We start from the raw sequence: 18,731 nt of genomic DNA, 5'->3' as shown, positions 1-18,731 counted from the left end.
AGTTAACTGTAAATCCTGTGCGAGTTTCTTATCCAGCTTGTTCTTGTGCTAAACGTTCTTCTTGAACTGCTTGATTATCTAAGGTTTTAAAGAACGGGTAATAGATAGCCATAGAAATAGCAACTGCAAATAGTTGATAGATACCAAAAGAGAGGCTCCCTTGAACGATGCCGTGGATCAGCGGAGGTAACGAGCCCGCCCCTAGGATGCCAATCGGTGCGGTAATGATTCCCATGGAAATCAATGCGTACCCAAGAGAAGTGATCACTAATGGCGTCAATAAGAACGGAATCAAAAGCATCACATTCAACATTACCGGCATTCCAAAGACAACTGGTTCATTTACACCAAAAAGACCGCTTGGAAATACGATTTTTGAAAATGATTTGTAGCGCTTACTCTTGGAAAATAAAAACATGTCAGTCACTAAACCAATCGTTGCACCGCTGCCCCCTAAACATGCCAAATCGTATAACCCAAAATTAATGGCATGAGGGACTGCTTCTCCCGCCGCCACAGCAGCACTATTGTCTGCAAGATAACCCAAGAAAATCGGCATGAGAATTGGCAATACGGTCATTGAACCATGGATCCCGAAAAACCATAAGAGATTCGAGATCAAAATAAGAATCAAAAACGCAGTTAAGGAACCCGTCAATCGCTGCAATGGTTCTTGAAGCAATGTATAAACAAAATCTGTCGCCGAATTATAACTAGTTACACTAAAACCAAATTTAACAATTCCAAAAAGTGATGCAATCACAACTGCTGGAATTAAAGAAGTAAATGACTTGGTCACCATTTCTGGCACCCCATCGGGCATTTTGATCGTAATATTTTTTTCCACAAACAATTTCATCAGTTGAATCGTAATCAGTGAAACGAAAATTGCCACGAAGACCCCGCGCGCGCCTAAATAATTGGTACTTAAAAATGAAGCTCTTGCTTCGGGATTTTCAGTGAGTGGCGTTAATAACAGGAAACATACCAATGAGATGAACCCCGTCCCCAAAGCTTGTTCTTTGATCCCGAATATTCCTGCTCCACAGTAGGCAATACTAAATGCCATATACAAACCTAATAAATCAATTGTGTAAGCTGGAATATAATTCATCACTGTCCCAATGTTGGTCACTGATAGAAAGTTTTGATACGGTTCCCAGCTTAAACTAGAAATAACTGTAAAGATGGCACCTAACATAATAACGCCTAGTAATGACATCGAACCTGTACTTACACTTTTTAAATAGCGATTCGAAGAAATTTTATTCGCAACGGGAATAAATCTTTTTTCCATAAAGTGGATAAATGCATTCATTTTTCTTACCCCTTTTTAGTGTTTTTTATTTTATTTTGGTACCAATAGTAACTGTCTTTGGGAATTCGTCGACATTCTTTCGGATCTTCATCTGTGCGATCAACAAAAATCAAACCATATCGCTTTTTAAACCCTTGGTGTGAACTAACCAAATCAAGTAGTGACCAAGGACTATAACCCAATAAAGGATATCCTTCCTCTGTAAAACGCTCACATTGCTTAATATGCTGTTCCAAGTAATCAATACGATAGACATCGTGAATTTGCCCGTCTTCAATACGATCAGAATACGCTAAACCGTTTTCAGTTACCATCATTGGTAAATGGTATTTTTCATAAATCGACCGCATACCTATATATAATCCTTCAGGGTCAATACCAAATTCCATCCATTTCGTCTTCGTTAAATAAGGATTGTTCCCTAAGGTAAATCGCTCATTTCGATAAAATGGTGGTAGTTTGCTTGTATCTTCTCCCGGTTCAACGGCACGAATACAGGTACTACAGTAATAGTTTATCCCTATAAGATCTGGTTTATTCTTCTTCAAAATTTCTCGATCAGCTGGTTCCGTTTCTGGATACCAACCTTTTTCAATCAAATAATTGCAGTAGCTTTTCGGGTACTCGCCGAATACTGACATGTCGAGAAAACAATTTTGTAAAAAGTCTTCGGCGTTCTTAGCTGCTAAGATGTTCCTTGGCGAAGGTGTTTCAGGATAAACAACTTGCATAGAGCACACGGGACCAATTTGACCATCTCTTACGATTTTTCGAAAAACTTGAATTGTTTTTTTCTCAGCTAGCGACATATTGTAACTCATTTGATACATCTGCTTCATTTTTTCATCTGCATCCGTTTCGTGATTGCCATTTAAATCAGAAGCTGCTGTGACGATCAATTGCTCGTTGATCGTTCCCCACAACTTGACTCGATCACCGAAATGCTGAAAGCAAACTTTTGCATAAGCAACAAAGTAATCAATACATTTTCTTGATTTCCATCCGCCAAATTTGTTTACCAATGCTTGCGGCATTTCAAAATGATAGAGGGTAGGAAAAGGTGTGATTCCTTTTTCAAGACACCCATCAATCAAACGATTATAAAATTCGATGCCTTCTTGATTCGGCTGATCACCATCACCCATGACACGTGTCCAATTGAACGAAAAACGATAGAGATCGATCCCTAAGTCTGCCATTAATTCAATGTCTTCGCTTAGATGATGATAGTGATCGGACGCGATCTTCGAATCTGCAATTCCCTCCGGTACGTGACGCACATCTGTTGTTGCAATCCCTTTTCCACCTTCACCAAAGCCTCCTTCTACTTGAAATGCTGAGGTTGATGCCCCCCAATAAAAATCTTTTTTGACCATTGTTCCTTCCACCTTTCCCTTATAAGAAAACGATACCATTCAGAATTAATTCTAACGACAACAAAACAAGACCTCTGGTTTCAAATCCAAAGGTCTTGTTTCAAAATATGAAACTATTGAGGCAAATAGAACTTTTTCATATACATATAAATCAGTAACTCCATCATGTATAGAATAGCAATCCGTCCTTCGGTGTTTTCGTTGATCTCTCCACAGAGGATAATTTGGTCTGCACTTCGCTCAATGATTGGAGAATGCTTAAACGTAAAGACGATAATTTTGATTCCCTTTTTCTTCAATGCTGCAATCACTTTTTCACTAAAGTAAAAGAAACCACCCTCCATCGAAAAAATCAAAACCAAGCTATCTGGCGAGCTTTCTTCCACAATTTTTAATTGCTCTTCCACTGTAAAACCAATCCGAATAATTTTATCCATGCTTGCTAATTTGCTTTGCAAATGCTGTCCCATAAAAGCAGCAAATTCTAAGCCAAACACAGCAACGTTTTCTGTTTCATGGATCGCAGAGACCACTGTTTCAAGTTCTGAAATCGAGAGATGTTCTTTGGCGTACCTCAAATTGATCAAAAGATTTGAGGTGAATTCGTCCAGAAATTCCTCCCTTTGTTCCACGGGCTGGATCACTTTTTTGGAATAATCGCTGACGATATCGATCTCTTTTTCAACTGCTTGTTTGAATTCCGTATAAGATGAAAAAGCCAAAATTCGAATGAATCGCGAAATCGCTGCAGTCGACACAAAGCATTCTTCTGCGAGTTCATAAATGGTCATCTTAGGGATTTTCGAAAAACTTCTTAGAATCGCCTGTGCAATAAAGTAATTATTGTCTTGTTTTTTCTGATTATTTAAATAGCGCAACAAAAGACTTCTGACTGAGGTTCCTTTATTTTCCATTCGATCTACCTCCTAAATACGCTTTCACCTAAATATACAATGAAAGCTAGGGAAAGCAAAGTTGAAATAAATAAGTTTCCAGCTTGTCAGGCATTTTTTATTAGAAACGAATTACAGAAAAAATCAGGAAAACTGTTTGTAATCCTGATCTTTTCTATTACGTACTATTGCATTACTTTTTCTTAAATATTAATAAGCCAGCGATTCCAACAATCATTACCCCCAAACCGACTAACCAGTCGGCGGCTCGTTCATTCGTTTTGGGAAGTTGTTTTCCTTTCGACGGTAACGTACTGTTCTCGGTAGAATTTGGTTTAGTACTATTTTGCGTCATTGTACTTGATCCTTTTGTGTTTGACTCTATCATACTTGATTCCGTCGTACTTGGCTCGGTGGTGATTGGTTCTGTGGTGGTTGGTTCCGTCGTACTTGGCTCCGTCGTGCTTGATTCTGTGGTACTTGGTTCCGTCGTGCTTGGTTCTGTGGTACTCGGTTCCGTGATGCTTGGTTCTGTGGTACTTGGCTCCGTCGTGCTTGGTTCTGTGGTACTTGGCTCCGTCGTGCTTGGTTCTGTGGTACTTGGCTCCGTCGTGCTTGGTTCTGTGGTGCTTGGCTCCGTCGTACTTGGTTCCGTCGTGCTTGGTTCTGTGGTACTTGGTTCCGTCGTGCTTGGTTCGGTTTCTTTTTTTGTATTGGTGATTACAAGGGTATCTCCCTCAGTCGTCACACTGCTTTCGAAGCCGTCGGGGACATTGACTTCCTCAACCCAATACACGAAGTCTTCCCCTTGATTGTTGTATTTTGGTAAATCTGCCATTTGACCAGCAACGGGTACCTTTGTAAATGATGCTTGAAAATTATTGGCTTTTTCAAGGGTCAAACGGTCTGACTGCTGCCAACTGTCTGCTGCCGTAGTAGTGGTTCTTTTGACTTGATAATCGATTTGATCGGGAATCTCAGCTGCTGAAACATTGACCCACTTTTTAAGAACCGCAAGGGAAACACTGGGTGCTTTGATGGAAGGAATTGGGAAATCTAATGCTTCATCACCGCTTGCTGGGGTTAAGGTCGTACGGCCATTGCACAACACCCACGTCTCTCCTTTAAAATCTGGGGCTTCCGTATTCAAGCGAACTTGGTAGGTCAAGGTCAATTTTTCATTTTCACCTAAGGCTATCCCACTGACGGTAATAGTCTGATCCTTTTCAGAAACGGTTACTCCAGTTGCAACTTCCGGCGCCTCGACCCACTCTCCTTGCGCATTTTTGCGCCACCCGACTAACTGATACTGATCAGCATCAAAATTACCTGCCCCTTGCAAAAGAATGCCCTCTCCCATCGGATCTGTAATCGTCCCATCAGGGATGGTTTTATCGATATGATTGGCGATTTCTGTCAATGCTGAACCCAATCCGCTCAGGTTTTCATCCGTCGTTAAGTAATTGCTCGGTGCAGACGCCAGATTGCGCCCAATGTATTCCCCTCGTGCGGAAGGCGCCGTTGCTACCGAATAATAGGTAAAACCAGATTTTTTAAGCGCGACGATCGTGCCAAGGGTCTCGTCTGTCACCACCGTACTGCTAACAGGAATGGCTTGCGGATCTGATGGATTTTTACTTGTCGTATGGTAAGCAATGGCCGACGTTTGAAATGACTCGACATAGCTTTCCGTGTGATAACCGTTATAATCACTGATTGCACCGGTATTTTGATAAACCGTTGCATCATCTGCTGGCAAATAACTACGATTGGCACTGTCATCACCAATATGGATAAACAGCTTTTCCGCTTCTGGTCGACTTTCTTCCAGTAATAGCTGTTGCCCTGCCAGCAAGCCCTTTTGCATGAAGGTGCCAGAATGGGTTTCGGCCGTCTCCCGCAGAAATTGTTCTAAGTAGGCGATATCGGTAGAAAAACCGTTGGTAGTGTAAACTTCTCGATTGTAGGCAACGATCCCGATCCGAATGGAGCCATTCGCTAGCGAATCAGCTAATTCATTTCCAAACTGTTGCAGCCCCAACAAGGCGTTGGTCAATTTTTCTCCAGTCATGGAGGATGAGTAATCAATCACCATGACCAGATCAACAGGGGTACTGGTCTGATTGCCTTTGACAGCTAACGTTACATCAAATAGTCCTTGATCCGCTGCTTCTTTGACACTCTTTTTCAGATACGCTTCATCTGCATAATTGACATAGCTCTCTTCATCAAAAGCAACCCCCGGCGCCTGTCCATACTTGTAATTGTACGTATCTCCTTGCGCCGTTCCATTTGTCAAATACTGCCCGGTCGCATCAGTTTGATAGTCAAAATCATACGTGGTGGTTTCACTGTTTACAGTCAGACTGCCCATGAGAACCCCCATCAACAACAGGAAAAAAATCCCTGCATACTTTTGCCAACCTCTTTTGTGTTTCATCGCTTTCGCTCCTTTATTTCCGCACTGCTTTCCTCACAAAAATTCTTGAGTAATGAGGAAAGCGAGTCTTTATCAGAAAACAGTATAGAAGGTTTTGCTGCGAAAAGGAGACAAAAAAATGCCGATTTCATTTGCAAAAAAATCACGTTTTTTGTGCTATCATAAGAGAATCGAGTACATAGAGAAACCTTTAGAACGGAGCTTGGATTATGGAACGCTTTTATCCATTTTTTGGACACACCCTCAAGAGAGATATCGACTTGCTGCGGTTTTTATATCTTCAAAAACGCTTTGTTCCCATTGAAGAGATCAGTCAATCGTTGGCTTTGGATCGCCGCTCCATCCAAAAAAGCTTCGACACTTTAAGCAAACGCTCGCTTTCCTTGCAAGACGATCCCTCACCGCTTTTGGTTGCCAAACACGGCTTGGGGTTATCCTTTATTGGGACGAAGCGAGACTACAAGCGATTGAGTCGGCAGTTGCTGGAAGCGAATCCCTTTTTTTATTTGCTGGAAACTCTTTTGCTGCAAAATGAGATCAATTTGATCCAATTCGCCGCTGATCATTACTTCTCCGAATCAACCGTTCGCAAACGAATCTATGCGTTGCAAAAACTGCTTGCTCCATTGGGATTTCAGCTGCAAAAGCAAAAAGGGACAGTTCGACTCGTAGGCAGTGAAGCCCGTATCCGCTACTTTATGATGGTCTTCTTTTGGCGAACATTTGCTGGTCTGCATTGGCCCTTTACTGGTCTTTCCCAGAAAAAATGCGAAACCATCGCTCAAGACTTTTACCAAAACAACCAGATTCCCTTTAACCCGATCGAATTGAAAATGACCACGTACATTTTGGCCGTCACTATTTTGCGGTTTCGCAAAGGACAACGGATTTCGCCAGAAGCAGTGGCGATCAAACCGCCCTTGATTGGGTCAGATCTTTCCCTGTTTCACCCTCTGATTGATGAAGAGACCGCTATTTACAGCCATTTATCGTCAGAACTAGTGGAACACTTCTTTCTTGATGCAAATGAATGCCGCTTTTGTTTTCTGTGGCTAGCATCCAATCTTGATCGAACGTTTGCCGCTGCGCAACTGGACGCTGCGTTTTCCCCCAAGAAAACAACGACCAGCATCCAAAAACTGCTCTGGTCGATGACCGCTTTCGCACCAAAATCCAAGTTGACCCGTCCTTGCAAAAGTAGGGTCGTGAATACCCTCTTGAATGGGCTTTTAACGATCGAATTGTTTGGTCCAGTCGACCATACATTAGCTGGCTATAATACTGCACAGTTTTTAACCGAACATTTTCCTGATTTACAAAAGCAAGCCGAAAAGCTAGTGACGAAAACTTCGTTCTACCAAGCAGATCCGCTGAAACGCAGTGGCTTTTCTCTTTATGTCGCTACGGCGTGGACGTTGATTTTGCCGCCAGCTGATTTTCAGCAAAAAATCAAGATCAAACTGGAAACAGACTTGCCACTGGCGATTTCGCTGACCATCAGAGAACTGATCAAAGCGCCATTTCAAGGGTTCTACAACCTTGATATTCGTGATCAGTTTGTCGACGACGACTACGATCTCTGTCTAAGCACCACTCCATTGTCTGAAACCTTTGAAAAAGGACCCGTCCTGTTGATCAATGCGCAAGTCACCGTCCCTGATTTGCTAGCGATTCATCAGGCGATTGAAACGTTAGATAAATAAAGGATAAAAAACCCGCTCTTGGCTGAATGACAAGAGCGGGTTTTTTGTAGAAAGTCGTTCTCAGAGTGAAAAAAACATGATGACACTCAGATGCTTGCCCTTCCTACTTGCATTGGGTCTGCTTGTTTCTTTTGACTTAGCCACTATCACCGACCGCCCCTTCAAGTGGTAGATCACTTGAACCGTTGTTTTTGGTGGATACCTTGTGAACTGGCTAGCTTCAAAAACACTGATTAGGATATAAAACAGCTGCTTGAAAACAACGCTCACTCTTCTTTGTCAGTGATCAAAAAATACTGTTTATATGGACGCCCAATTTTTGTATACACATTTTCGCTGCAAATGGCTTTGGTCTTTTCTAAATGGGCGACATACTTTCGTACCGATACATGGGACAATGCACAAGCTTGCGCCAATTCTTGGACTGTAAATGGCTGTTTGATGGTACGAATCGTTTCTTGGATCAGCTGAAGCGTGTCTTCTGTCAACCCTTTTTCCAGTTCGATCCACGGACTTTTTTGGTTTCCCTGCAGCAGCAGATCGATTTGCTGCTGAGCGATTCGCGGATGTTTGAGGCTTTCCCGTCGTTGCTGAAATACTTGGATACTTTGGGCAAATCGTTCGAAGGAAAACGGCTTGATCAAATAATCCAGCATCCCCAAATGCAGGCTTTGGCTGATCAATCGTGTTTCATCGGCAGCCGTGATCATGATGACATCCACAGCCTGTTGTTGTTCCCGTAATGTTTGCAACAGCTCCAAGCCATTGCCATCTTTCAAATGGATATCCAGCAAGAGCAGCTCAATGGTTTCTTTTTGCAGCATTTCTTGCGCTTCTTCCACTGTTTCCACCGAAAAAATTCGCTCAAAAACCGCCAAACGTTCTAAATAGCTGCGATGAATAAATTGAACCATCGGGTCGTCTTCAACAATCAAAATATTGGCTTTCATAGCTGCTCCTTCCGATAATCATTCGTGATCGTCACTTCCAAAACACCTTGGGCTTGTTGAAAAGTGATTTTCCCGTTGACTTCATGCAACAATTGCTGAAAATAGCCAACTTGCTGTAAAGTCACTTGTTCTGTGGGTGTCAACATTTCTTCCGCTAGCTGCCAACTCGTTTGCAGTTGATTTTCTTGGTACTCGATTTTCATAAATACCTCTTGGGTCAAATGCTTTTGCAGCAAAAGATGATGAATATATTGATAAAGGTTTAATAAGACTTTGGTTTCATGTGCAACGGCTCCTTGGGGAATCTCTGGAAAAATTTCAACCAACAGCTGGCATTTCTTTTCTAAAAATTTTTGCCGCTCGCCAATCAAAAACCCTGCCAGCAAGGGGTTTTTAATGAGAATCGCTAGCCGATGAGCAAATTCTTTCTCTGGTTTCAAAATATCATCTAAATAGATTGTCAACTCTTCATAGGCTTCTAAGTCCACCAAACCATAGATGACATGCAGCTTGTTCATAAATTCGTGGGCTTGACTTTGCAGTGCCGTCGCATAGGCTGTCGTATTTGCCAACTGATCCGCAATGAATAAGGACTCTGTCGCATTTCTTAGAAAAATAATATACCCTATCTGCTGATTTCTCACGATGATCGGCGCCGATGAAAAGACATAGTCCTGCCCTTCTTGCTGTACTAATCGCTCTTGCTTCTTGTCAAAATCAACATGCTGCAAAGCAGGCAGGATCGTTAGCAGGGATTGGCCAACCAAGCCATCTTCTGATGCAGTAGCAAGCGGCAATGCCGTGGCGGCTCGATTTGCCAGCAAAATGTTCTTGGCTAAGTCCAAGACAAAAACAACATCCTTGGTTTCTTCCAGCATACTATTGCGCTCTTCTAACAGACGTGAAATTTCTTGCGGTTCCAGATTATGCAGTTGGCGTTTCAAATAAAATGCCACGAATAATGCAATCCCCCCGCCTAATAGCAAACTGATGAACAATGCTTTCCGATAGCCTTTTTGCGATAGTAAGATCAACGATTGCAGTGAAGTCATTTTAATCCCTAATGCCACGACGCCAAGTTGTTCTCCATCTTCTTTCACTGGAACGAACCCCCGTAAGGATTGTCCTAAAGTGCCGTTGCCAATAGAGAGAGACTCCTTGCCTTCAATGGCAGGTGTTTCATCGCCACCAGTAAAAGGTTGACCAATCTTTTCAGGATCTGGGTGCGTGATCCGAATAGCGTCTTGGTTCATCAAAACAATAAAGTCCAACCCATAGTTTTTTGCTAATTCATTGGTATATGATTGCAACTGGGGACTGGCTTTCTCATCCCGCAGTGCTTGCTTGACCTCCGCTTCTGACGCTAACTGACGGCCGATCGATAGCAGCAGCGTTTCTTCATCTCGGTGCATTTGCTCTTTTTGTTCCATCATCATCAGTACATAAAATAATGTTAGAACGATACATAAGGTACTGGTAAAAATCCCTACTAACAGCACCCACAGCCGGACTGGCCGCTCCCGCATAGTCGTTCCTCCTCAATTGCTAATAAGCGTTCATTACACGCTCATTTTAACATAGGAATCTTTTTCCGAAGGTCTTTTTTTAAGTTGCATTTAATTAAATTAGTTAAATAATCTTCTTTGTTTGTGAGCGCTTCCTTATACTAGAGACATCCAAAGGAGGTATTTGAATGAAACAAGTCGTCGCAAAACAACCCGTTGTTGAAAAAACGCAAACCAAAGCAAAGTGGTGGTCTTTCTATGTTGGTTCCGTTCCCTTGCCCGTCTATCTGGTAATGTCTGCCATTATCTTGATCACTGCTTTTCTGCAGCAACTGCCTGTCAATATGCTGGGTGGCTTCGCAGTTATCCTAAGTTTAGGCTGGTTATTAGGAACGATTGGTGCCAACATCCCTATCATTAAGAATTTCGGTGGTCCCGCTATTTTTTCTTTGTTGATTCCGTCAATCTTGGTCTTTTTTAATCTCATCAATCAAAACGTATTGGAATCAACCAATATCTTAATGAAGCAAGCGAACTTCCTTTATTTCTATATCGCCTGTCTGGTTTGCGGCAGTATTTTAGGGATGAATCGCAAAATCTTAGTCCAAGGGTTGATGCGAATGATCATTCCTATGATGTTAGGCATGGTCTTAGCGATGGGTGTAGGTACTCTTGTCGGCGTCCTGTTAGGGCTAGATTGGAAGCACACTTTGTTCTTTATTGTGACTCCTGTTTTAGCTGGCGGTATTGGGGAAGGAATCTTGCCGCTTTCCTTAGGCTATAGTGCCATCACTGGTTTAGGTAGCGAGCAATTAGTCGGTCAGTTGATTCCAGCCACCATCATCGGCAACTTTTTCGCGATCGTTTGTACTGGCTTGTTGACTCGCTTAGGGGAACAAAAACCGCGGCTTTCAGGAAAAGGCCAACTCGTCAAAATGAGTGATGGGGATGATTTGAAAGATGCATTGATTGAAGATCAATCGCCAATCGATGTCAAACTGATGGGCGCAGGCGTGCTTACCGCTTGTACGCTCTTTATTCTAGGCGGTCTGTTGGAACACGTCACTGGGTTTCCTGGACCTGTTCTCATGATCGTGGCAGCCGCTTTCTTGAAATACTTGAATGTCGTACCAAAAGAAACCCAAAAAGGATCGAAACAGCTTTACAAGTTCATCTCGGGTAACTTTACATTTCCATTAATGGCAGGATTAGGACTGCTTTATATTCCTCTGAAGGATGTCGTCGGCATGCTGACCTGGCAGTACTTTTTGGTCGTTATCAGCGTTGTTTTCACCGTGATCGCCACGGGCTTTGTCGTTTCTCGCTTTATGAATATGTACCCCATCGAAGCCGCCATCGTTTCTGCTTGTCAAAGCGGGATGGGAGGAACTGGCGATGTTGCGATCTTAAGTACAGCCGACCGCATGAATTTGATGCCATTTGCCCAAGTAGCTACACGTTTGGGTGGTGCGATCACCGTTATCTCAATGACCGCACTGTTACGACTATTATTTTAATTGTTTGAAATCGGAAGGGAGAAATGAAGAATGTCAACGATCAATGTCAAAGAAGCAGCTATGAAACAAGCCGAGGAAAATGGGGGAAAATTAGCTGTTGTTTCTAAAGTCACTATTGACTCAAAAGAAGATTTAAGTATCGCTTACACTCCAGGGGTCGCAGCTGTTTCATCGGCGATTGCGGAAAACGAAGAACTCGCCTACACCTTGACCACGAAGAAAAATACCGTCGCCGTGATCAGCGATGGCTCGGCGGTTTTAGGTTTGGGCAACATTGGTGCCAAAGCTGCTATGCCGGTCATGGAAGGCAAAGCGGCCTTGTTCCAACGCTTTGCTGGGATCGACTCTATCCCGATCGTCCTAGACACGCAAGACACCGAGGAAATCATTCAAACGATCAAAGCGATCGCACCAACCTTTGGTGGGATCAATCTAGAAGATATCAGCGCCCCTCGCTGCTTTGAGATCGAACGACGCTTGATTGAGGAATTACCGATCCCCGTGTTCCACGATGACCAACACGGGACTGCCATCGTCGTTTTAGCCGCTTTGATCAATAGCCTGAAGCTGATCGACAAATCCTTTGAAGAGGTCAAAATCGTGATCAACGGCGGTGGTTCTGCTGGCCTTGCCATTACCCGAAAATTTCTGGCTGCTGGCATCAAACACATCACGGTCGTCGACAAAGCAGGGATCCTTTCAGAAACGAACCATGAACTTGCGCCCCATCACGCAGAAATTGCCAAAGTCACAAATCGTCAACAGCTAACAGGAACACTAGAAGATGCCCTCAAAGGAGCAGATGTCTTCGTAGGCGTGTCCGCTCCTGGTGTGTTGCACCCTGAATGGATCAAAACGATGGCAGAAAAACCAGTGATTTTTGCGATGGCGAATCCAACGCCAGAGATTTTCCCTGATGAAGCACTGGCAGCTGGCGCCTTTATCGTCGGTACTGGTCGCAGTGATTTCCCTAACCAGATCAATAATGTCTTGGCCTTTCCAGGAATCTTCCGAGGCGCATTAGACGCTCGAGCAAGAGACATCACGATCGAGATGCAGATCGCAGCAGCACAAGGGATCGCTAGTTTGATCCCCGAATCAGCATTGACTCCGACCAATATCATTCCAGATGCGTTTCAGCCTGATGTTGCTAAAGTCGTGGCAGAAAGCGTGAAGAATGCTGGGAAAAATAGTTACGCCATAAAATGAAGATTGGCCCCCTCTCAACAAATCAACATTGAGAGGGGGCTTGTGTTTTTATTCCAGATGCTTTTTTATAAACGAAAAGCACAGAAGTTCTTCACTTCTGTGCCGCAGGTAGCGTTAAAACGTCACAACCGCTTTGACCAATGGATCATCTTCTAACGTTTGGCGTTCTAGCACCTCTTGCAGTTTTTCCAATGGGTATTCATCCGTGATATATTTTGTGGGATCGATCATGCCACTAGCAATCAAGTCGATCGTTTGTTCAAATTCTTGGCGGGTGCATGAAACGCTGCCGATGAGCTTGATTTCTTGCAAGACCAACCGATTTAATGAAAAAGGAATTTCGGGAGCAACGGAATTTCCGATCGCCACGATCGTTGCACCAGGACGAGCAGCCTCAATGCACGTCGCTAAGGAACTGCTGGAACCGACTGCTTCAAAAATCAAATCGAACCCACCAGCAGACGCGTCTTTCAATACTTCCCCACGGTTTGGATCCTTGGCGTCAAAGTAATCGTCAAAGATTCCCAATTCCTTGGCTTTCTCTATTTTTGTATCGTTGATTTTGGACATCGCCACATATGAAGCCCCAGCTTTTTTTGCCAATTCGCCAATCAATTGGCCAATGATCCCACTTCCAGAAACCAAGACTTTGTCATTTAACTTGATGTTGGATTTGCGGACGGCATGATAGGCAACCATCAAGGGATCAATCAAGCTAGCCGCTGTATCTGAAACTGTGTCTGGCAATTTATAAGCATTGGACGCTTTTCCGACAAACCGTTCGCCATAGGCGCCATTGCAGACAAAGCCGATATAATTGGTGCCATTTACTTCCCGACACAAATGCTCTTGCCCTTTTTGGCACATATCACATTTCCCACAATAAAGATTGGCCCAAAAAGCAACACGATCGCCGATTTTAAAGGAACTATCGCCTGCATCCGTCACGACACCGCAAAACTCGTGACCCATGATAAAATCGGACTCCCCTGTTTTGCCCCAACCTTTCCCTGCTTGCCACATATGCACGTCACTGCCGCAGACGCCGCAAGCTGAAACTTTGATCTCGATCAGTCCTTCTTCCACTTTCGGCACAGGGACTTGTTTGACCTCGATCGTTTTTGGTCCTTTTAATACAGCAGCTTTCATGGTTTTTTCTGTCATTTCTGTTTCCTCCTCATTGCTTTTTCCTTTGCTTACTGTCATACTAACATTAAAGTTAACTTTAAAGTCAATGTTAAGGAGTGAAAAAAATGACCTATACGATATCCCAAGTTGCGAAAGCCTTAAATATCCCTACGTCAACCATCCGCTATTACGACAAAGAAGGCCTTTTGCCGACGTTAGCGCGCAAAGAATCTGGCTACCGTTTATTTTCAGATACCGAAATTGAGATGCTGGAATTGATCGAATGTCTGAAGGAAACAGGCATGACCATTAAAGAGATCAAAGATTATGCACAATTGACACGCCTTGGTGATGACTCGCTGCAAGAACGCCATAAAATGTTTCTTGAACAAAAAAAAGCGCTGCAAGCGCAGATAGACGCTTTGCAGCAATCGATGGCGTTGATCGACCATAAGTGCTGGTATTATGAATCAGCGATCGCAGCCGGTACAGAACAAATCCATTTCCCAATCAAAATGTCGTTGAGAAACAAAGAAAAGTTTCAAGCGATCACCGCCCAAAGCGAAGATCGCTAACGTTATGTAACGTTCACAGGACTATCTGCCTGCTTCTAGTGATCCGAAGCAAACCTATTCTTGGTACTTTTCAAATACTTGCTTGTCTGCTAGTGAATAGACTTGTTCATACAAATAATCAAAGAGAGTATTCATGTTCTCTTTCGTATCGCTCACTTCATCAAGGATCTCTTTTGCCGTACGATGGGCGATATTCAAGCGCATTTCAGCGTTGTAGATCATCCGTTCTGCTTCAACCCGCGCTTCTTCAAGTGTCCGGTCTGCTTTCTTTCTAGCAAACAGCAAGATCTCTCGCATCTCCGCTTGAAACTGCTGATTTTCTTTTTGTAACTCTTGGTTTTCTTTTTGCAGCTCATTGACCGCTTTGCGAAGCGCAGCAGCTTCTTCTTCCTGAACGCCTCGAGCCTGCTCCTCCAGCTGTGCTTCTTTTTCAGCGAGTTGATTTGCCAAATTTGTGATGACCTCTTCTTTTTGGAGCAGCAGCTGTTTTTGTTCTTGGGCTTTGCTTTCATACCATTGTTTTTCTCTTGCCCAATCCAAGCGTTCAAAAATCGCTTTTTCTTTCACTTGCTGGATATCCGACTGTGAGCGATGCAAGGTTTCTGCATGGAGCCGTTTTTCAAGTTCTGTGATTCTCGTTCGTGCCAATGCTAACTCTTGATGGGTTTGTTCAAAGCTCATATCTGCTGGTGAGACAGGCGCCAGTTCCAACTGCTCCCCGTTTGCTTCCGCGGTAAACGCTTCAAAAGAGCGTTTTTCTTGATAGCTAGGCAAGGGTGCATTGACGGTTTCATTGCGCTTTTTGGTGCTTTTACGCTTTTTCTTCCCTTTACTGCTTGATGACGGATGGGGCATGCCCGTTTCCGACGACCAGGATTGCGTCGAGTGCTTAGGCGATCCTTCTGGCTCCAATCGTTCCTCTAGTTCCGCTTGTGCTGAAGGAGACGGTGCCGGCGCCTGTCCGCTTCGTTGCCCTTGTTTTTTGCCTTTTTGGGGTTTACTACTGGTACCCGTCATTTCTTGGTCGTTATTAGTAGGCTTCTTTTTTGAAGTATCGGCGAAGGCTTCTTTCGCCGGTCCATTGGCAACAGCTGCCTCAGCGGATCCTTTTTCTTTCTCATACGTTTCTTCAAATCCTTTTAATTCTTTCAATGATACTTGGTTCATTTCATCGAATAGTATCTGAGCAGAAAACCACCCACGCCCCTTCTTCTTACTCATCCCATGAATCCCTCCTTTTCGTCAATAACTCTTTTGATTGTTTCATTCTAAGTTCCCGTTTCTGAAGCTTGGACAAGCTCTTTTCGGTCGAGTACTTGCCACTGTCCTTGTGCATCGCGGACGATCGTTTGTTCAAATGATGTATCGGGCGTATCTGCTACTTGTAAAACGAAATGGCACCGTTGCACGCCTTGTGCCTGTGATAGATCATCGATGATTCGTTCCAAGTTGGCCTCCCAAGTGGAAAAATCGGCAACCGAGTGCAAATGACTGGCACTCGTTAAGGTGATTTCTTGCAGCGGTTGATCAATATGGATCAGCACGACTGTCGGTCCTAAAAAGGGCGTCACTTGCGCCCCAAATTCTTCTTCTAGCTGAAACCGTGCTTCTCGATCATCCGCCATCAGCAGCGTCTGCCAAGCAAGGCTTTCAAAAGGGAGCCCCGCAGACGGGTACACCGATAACGATTGTTGCATCCCTTCCATCTGTTCTTTTTGTAAATGTAAGATTCCCTGTTTCAGCTGCTGGCTTTCCTTTTCAATCCTACGAACTTGCGTCTGTAAGGAAAAATGGGGAAAGGTAAAAAGCAGCAGACTTAAAAGAAACAGACCACTGACCATTAGCAACGCTAACGGATGTTCATTACGAATCTTATGCTTAAAAAAAGCCAGTTTTCTTTTTTCCAACTCCGTCATGTTTGTTTGCCGCTCAAGCCTTCGAACAAAGATTTCGAGGTATCCCCGTTGAGCAAGTACCCCGATCGCCACAAAACAAAGCATCAGTATACTGCCATAAACCATCTTCACGGACATCCCCCTTTCCAGCTTTCGGTCTCTAAATAAGTCTCGATTTTCAATCCGACACGCTGACTGACCTCGTTGAACCCTTAAAATAAATTCAAGACGATCCCACGAAGCGCCTCGCTCGTCACCATCCCAAATTCACGACTATCGATTGAGTGCATGATCGCATCCCCGACGACGAAATACTCACCTGGTTGCAAGATGCCTCCGATTGGCAGTTCCCTCGCCGTTTCTTGCGTCAGCGTAAAAGTATAGGAAAAATCATAATAGGAACCTGAGGCACCCAATAGCAAGCGATTGCCACTGCGCGCATAGGAATCCCCAGGAACCCCGATCACTCGTTTTACGATCAGCAGCCCTTCATGCTCAAAAGCGACGAGATCATAACGATGCGGCAACTGATTCCTTTGAATAACGACTAACTCGTTGTTTTGAATAATGGGGGCCATCGACTCACCGCTGACACGAGCAATTTTGTAGTTTGAAAAGAAAAAGAACAGCAGCAGTAGCAGACAACTTATTCCCAACACACGAAGTGCCCATTGCTTTTGGAATCGACCCATGATACCTGTTGCTCCTCTACCATAATTTTACGTCGTACGTAGCGTTTGACTGATTATACCGTTGGCTCTACCCTTTTAGCGAGAGGCAGACGCTGCTTGAAGCTCTTCACTAGGAACAGAGCCTTCACATGAACCAAGAAAATCGGCTAAAATCGCCTTGCCGAGGCGTTCGATGGAATTTGGCTCAATCGGTCGTTCCAACCGATAGATGGGCTGTTCCAATTCCAGCAAAAAGAGCGGTTGATCAGTGACTACCACCTGGCGGGCGGTGAAAATGGACAGCTCACTCGTAGTCTCGACGACAACATCCACTCCTTGTCCAACCAGCCAATCCCTCAGACGTTGTTTGATCCAGCCTTTGATTTTCTCATTTCCACACAAATGATAGGTGATCATCAGCTGGTTGTTTTTTAACTGCTGCTTCTTTAGATAGGACTCGCCTATTGTCAGCAAATAGTGAGAAGCAGCGCTAGAAAGTACCTTAGACTTTCCATTACCCGACACTGCTGGCTTTTGACGATCCCGCAGCAAAGGAGGTGGCACATGGAAGAGACGATCCAGTAACATGACTGCTAACGTGATTTGCATGAACACGCGGTCTTCTATCAATTTGTCTGCTTGCTTAGGAAAAGTTTCTCGCAAACTATCGATTGGATCAAACGGCACCGTTTCTTCGATCCACGGATGTTTTAATAAAAACGAAAGTACCCCTTCATCTGCCATCATCAAAAACAATAGGACACACCGTTCTTGCTGCGACAAGGACCTGCAGACCTCCAAGCCTTCGATGACAAAGCCCGTTTTTTCTAGAAACAACCGACAAAAGTCAGCCATTTCCCAATTTTCCTCCAAGCGCCCACCTTGTTGCGCCCGCAAAAGAAAGACCTTCATCCACTGTAGCGAAACCACTGGATCGATTGGCAAGGATGGACGATACCGCAGTGTCAACGTCTCAGCCAGCTGCTCAAAGAGTTGGTGGGGCTGTTCCTCTTCCTCAAAATAAAAGGCTTTATAAAAATACCGTATGTTTCCTTCTGCCCCTTCTAGGCACCACTGCTTTTTATTCAAAGTCAGCTCATAAGCAGCGAACAAGGTCTGAAGCTGGCGGCATTGTTTCAAAAAAGTTTGATTGCCTAACCCTGTGATGGCAGCCAGTTTTTCAGGTATCCCCGTTTCTTGCTGACACAAGAAATGCAGAAACAACAGATTTGGGTCATCCGCCAGCAATGCTCGCTTTTTTTCCTGATACTCCGCCAATTCTTGGATCACCAATTCATAACCATTGCTCGCCGATGCAAGGATCGTCGAAGCCCCAAACAGTTGACGTAGTTCCTCAATGTCTGAAATAATCGTCCGCCGTGAAGCACCGCACGCTTGTGCCAGCTGTTGCCCACTTAAAGGACCGCAACATTCCAACTGCCGCAAAATCGTCAATTGCCGCTTGCACGTCATTGAAAATAAACTGTTCATCAATAAAGACGGCTTGTTTCTCATCGTTTCACCTCCCCACACATTCGAAAGAAGAGAAGC

15 protein-coding genes are annotated in these 18,731 nt (G+C 44.0%); 4 read left to right on the top strand and 11 right to left on the bottom strand.

What is annotated here, in order from left to right:
• Positions 1 to 28: 28 nt before the first annotated feature.
• From IGK61_RS03025 to IGK61_RS03010, 4 genes are all read right to left on the bottom strand, one after another.
• Positions 29 to 1,318: a PTS sugar transporter subunit IIC gene (locus tag IGK61_RS03025; RefSeq protein WP_008378054.1), complete on the bottom strand. Its 1,290-nt coding sequence runs from the start codon at positions 1,316 to 1,318 to the stop codon at positions 29 to 31.
• A 5-nt stretch (positions 1,319 to 1,323) separates the two neighbouring features.
• Positions 1,324 to 2,694, bottom strand: coding sequence for a glycoside hydrolase family 1 protein (locus tag IGK61_RS03020; protein ID WP_167827365.1), 1,371 nt, complete (start codon positions 2,692 to 2,694; stop codon positions 1,324 to 1,326).
• A gap of 113 nt (positions 2,695 to 2,807) precedes the next feature.
• Positions 2,808 to 3,608, bottom strand: a complete 801-nt coding sequence (locus IGK61_RS03015; protein ID WP_005232001.1) for a MurR/RpiR family transcriptional regulator — start codon at positions 3,606 to 3,608, stop codon at positions 2,808 to 2,810.
• Between the two features lie 172 nt (positions 3,609 to 3,780).
• A complete protein-coding gene (locus IGK61_RS03010) occupies positions 3,781 to 6,027 on the bottom strand; it encodes a VWA domain-containing protein (RefSeq protein WP_438844686.1) in 2,247 nt (748 codons plus the stop codon).
• Positions 6,028 to 6,236: 209 nt separating this feature from the next.
• On the opposite strand from IGK61_RS03010, the gene IGK61_RS03005 reads away from it, so the two are divergent.
• Positions 6,237 to 7,730: a helix-turn-helix domain-containing protein gene (locus IGK61_RS03005; protein ID WP_438844685.1), complete on the top strand. Its 1,494-nt coding sequence runs from the start codon at positions 6,237 to 6,239 to the stop codon at positions 7,728 to 7,730.
• A gap of 266 nt (positions 7,731 to 7,996) precedes the next feature.
• Here IGK61_RS03005 and IGK61_RS03000 read toward each other — a convergent pair whose 3' ends face one another.
• Positions 7,997 to 8,680, bottom strand: a complete 684-nt coding sequence (locus IGK61_RS03000) for a response regulator (protein ID WP_156236320.1) — start codon at positions 8,678 to 8,680, stop codon at positions 7,997 to 7,999.
• Positions 8,677 to 10,206 carry a Spo0B domain-containing protein gene (locus IGK61_RS02995; RefSeq protein WP_167827362.1) on the bottom strand — a complete coding sequence of 510 codons (1,530 nt, stop codon included), beginning with the start codon at positions 10,204 to 10,206 and terminating at the stop codon, positions 8,677 to 8,679. The genes IGK61_RS03000 and IGK61_RS02995 overlap by 4 nt, the downstream gene beginning before the upstream one ends.
• A 167-nt stretch (positions 10,207 to 10,373) precedes the next feature.
• Here IGK61_RS02995 and IGK61_RS02990 point away from each other — a divergent pair, with 167 nt between their 5' ends.
• Positions 10,374 to 11,702, top strand: a complete 1,329-nt coding sequence (locus tag IGK61_RS02990; protein ID WP_015509017.1) for a 2-hydroxycarboxylate transporter family protein — start codon at positions 10,374 to 10,376, stop codon at positions 11,700 to 11,702.
• Positions 11,703 to 11,732: 30 nt separating this feature from the next.
• Positions 11,733 to 12,911 (top strand): NAD(P)-dependent malic enzyme, encoded by a 1,179-nt coding sequence (locus IGK61_RS02985; RefSeq protein ID WP_167827361.1) that lies wholly within the window; start codon positions 11,733 to 11,735, stop codon positions 12,909 to 12,911.
• 114 nt (positions 12,912 to 13,025) lie between these two features.
• On the opposite strand, the gene IGK61_RS02980 is transcribed toward IGK61_RS02985, so the two are convergent.
• Positions 13,026 to 14,075: a zinc-dependent alcohol dehydrogenase gene (locus tag IGK61_RS02980; RefSeq protein WP_438844684.1), complete on the bottom strand. Its 1,050-nt coding sequence runs from the start codon at positions 14,073 to 14,075 to the stop codon at positions 13,026 to 13,028.
• 89 nt (positions 14,076 to 14,164) lie between these two features.
• On the opposite strand from IGK61_RS02980, the gene IGK61_RS02975 reads away from it, so the two are divergent.
• Positions 14,165 to 14,614: a MerR family transcriptional regulator gene (locus IGK61_RS02975; protein ID WP_008378019.1), complete on the top strand. Its 450-nt coding sequence runs from the start codon at positions 14,165 to 14,167 to the stop codon at positions 14,612 to 14,614.
• A gap of 54 nt (positions 14,615 to 14,668) precedes the next feature.
• Here IGK61_RS02975 and IGK61_RS02970 read toward each other — a convergent pair whose 3' ends face one another.
• From IGK61_RS02970 to IGK61_RS02955, 4 genes are all read right to left on the bottom strand, one after another.
• Positions 14,669 to 15,835, bottom strand: coding sequence for a hypothetical protein (locus IGK61_RS02970; RefSeq protein WP_438844683.1), 1,167 nt, complete (start codon positions 15,833 to 15,835; stop codon positions 14,669 to 14,671).
• A gap of 47 nt (positions 15,836 to 15,882) precedes the next feature.
• Positions 15,883 to 16,647, bottom strand: coding sequence for a hypothetical protein (locus tag IGK61_RS02965; protein ID WP_438844682.1), 765 nt, complete (start codon positions 16,645 to 16,647; stop codon positions 15,883 to 15,885).
• Positions 16,648 to 16,721: 74 nt separating this feature from the next.
• Positions 16,722 to 17,201 carry a signal peptidase I gene (gene lepB, locus IGK61_RS02960; RefSeq protein ID WP_151196460.1) on the bottom strand — a complete coding sequence of 160 codons (480 nt, stop codon included), beginning with the start codon at positions 17,199 to 17,201 and terminating at the stop codon, positions 16,722 to 16,724.
• A gap of 75 nt (positions 17,202 to 17,276) precedes the next feature.
• Positions 17,277 to 18,695, bottom strand: a complete 1,419-nt coding sequence (locus tag IGK61_RS02955) for an HTH domain-containing protein (protein ID WP_167827357.1) — start codon at positions 18,693 to 18,695, stop codon at positions 17,277 to 17,279.
• Positions 18,696 to 18,731 lie beyond the last annotated feature (36 nt).

It is taken from the genome of Enterococcus sp. AZ063 (assembly GCF_051715045.1).
GTDB classification, from domain to species: Bacteria; Bacillota; Bacilli; order Lactobacillales; family Enterococcaceae; genus Enterococcus_D; species Enterococcus_D casseliflavus.
Note: the sequence above shows the minus strand (reverse complement) of the source record. Positions and strands in the feature narration are given on the sequence as shown.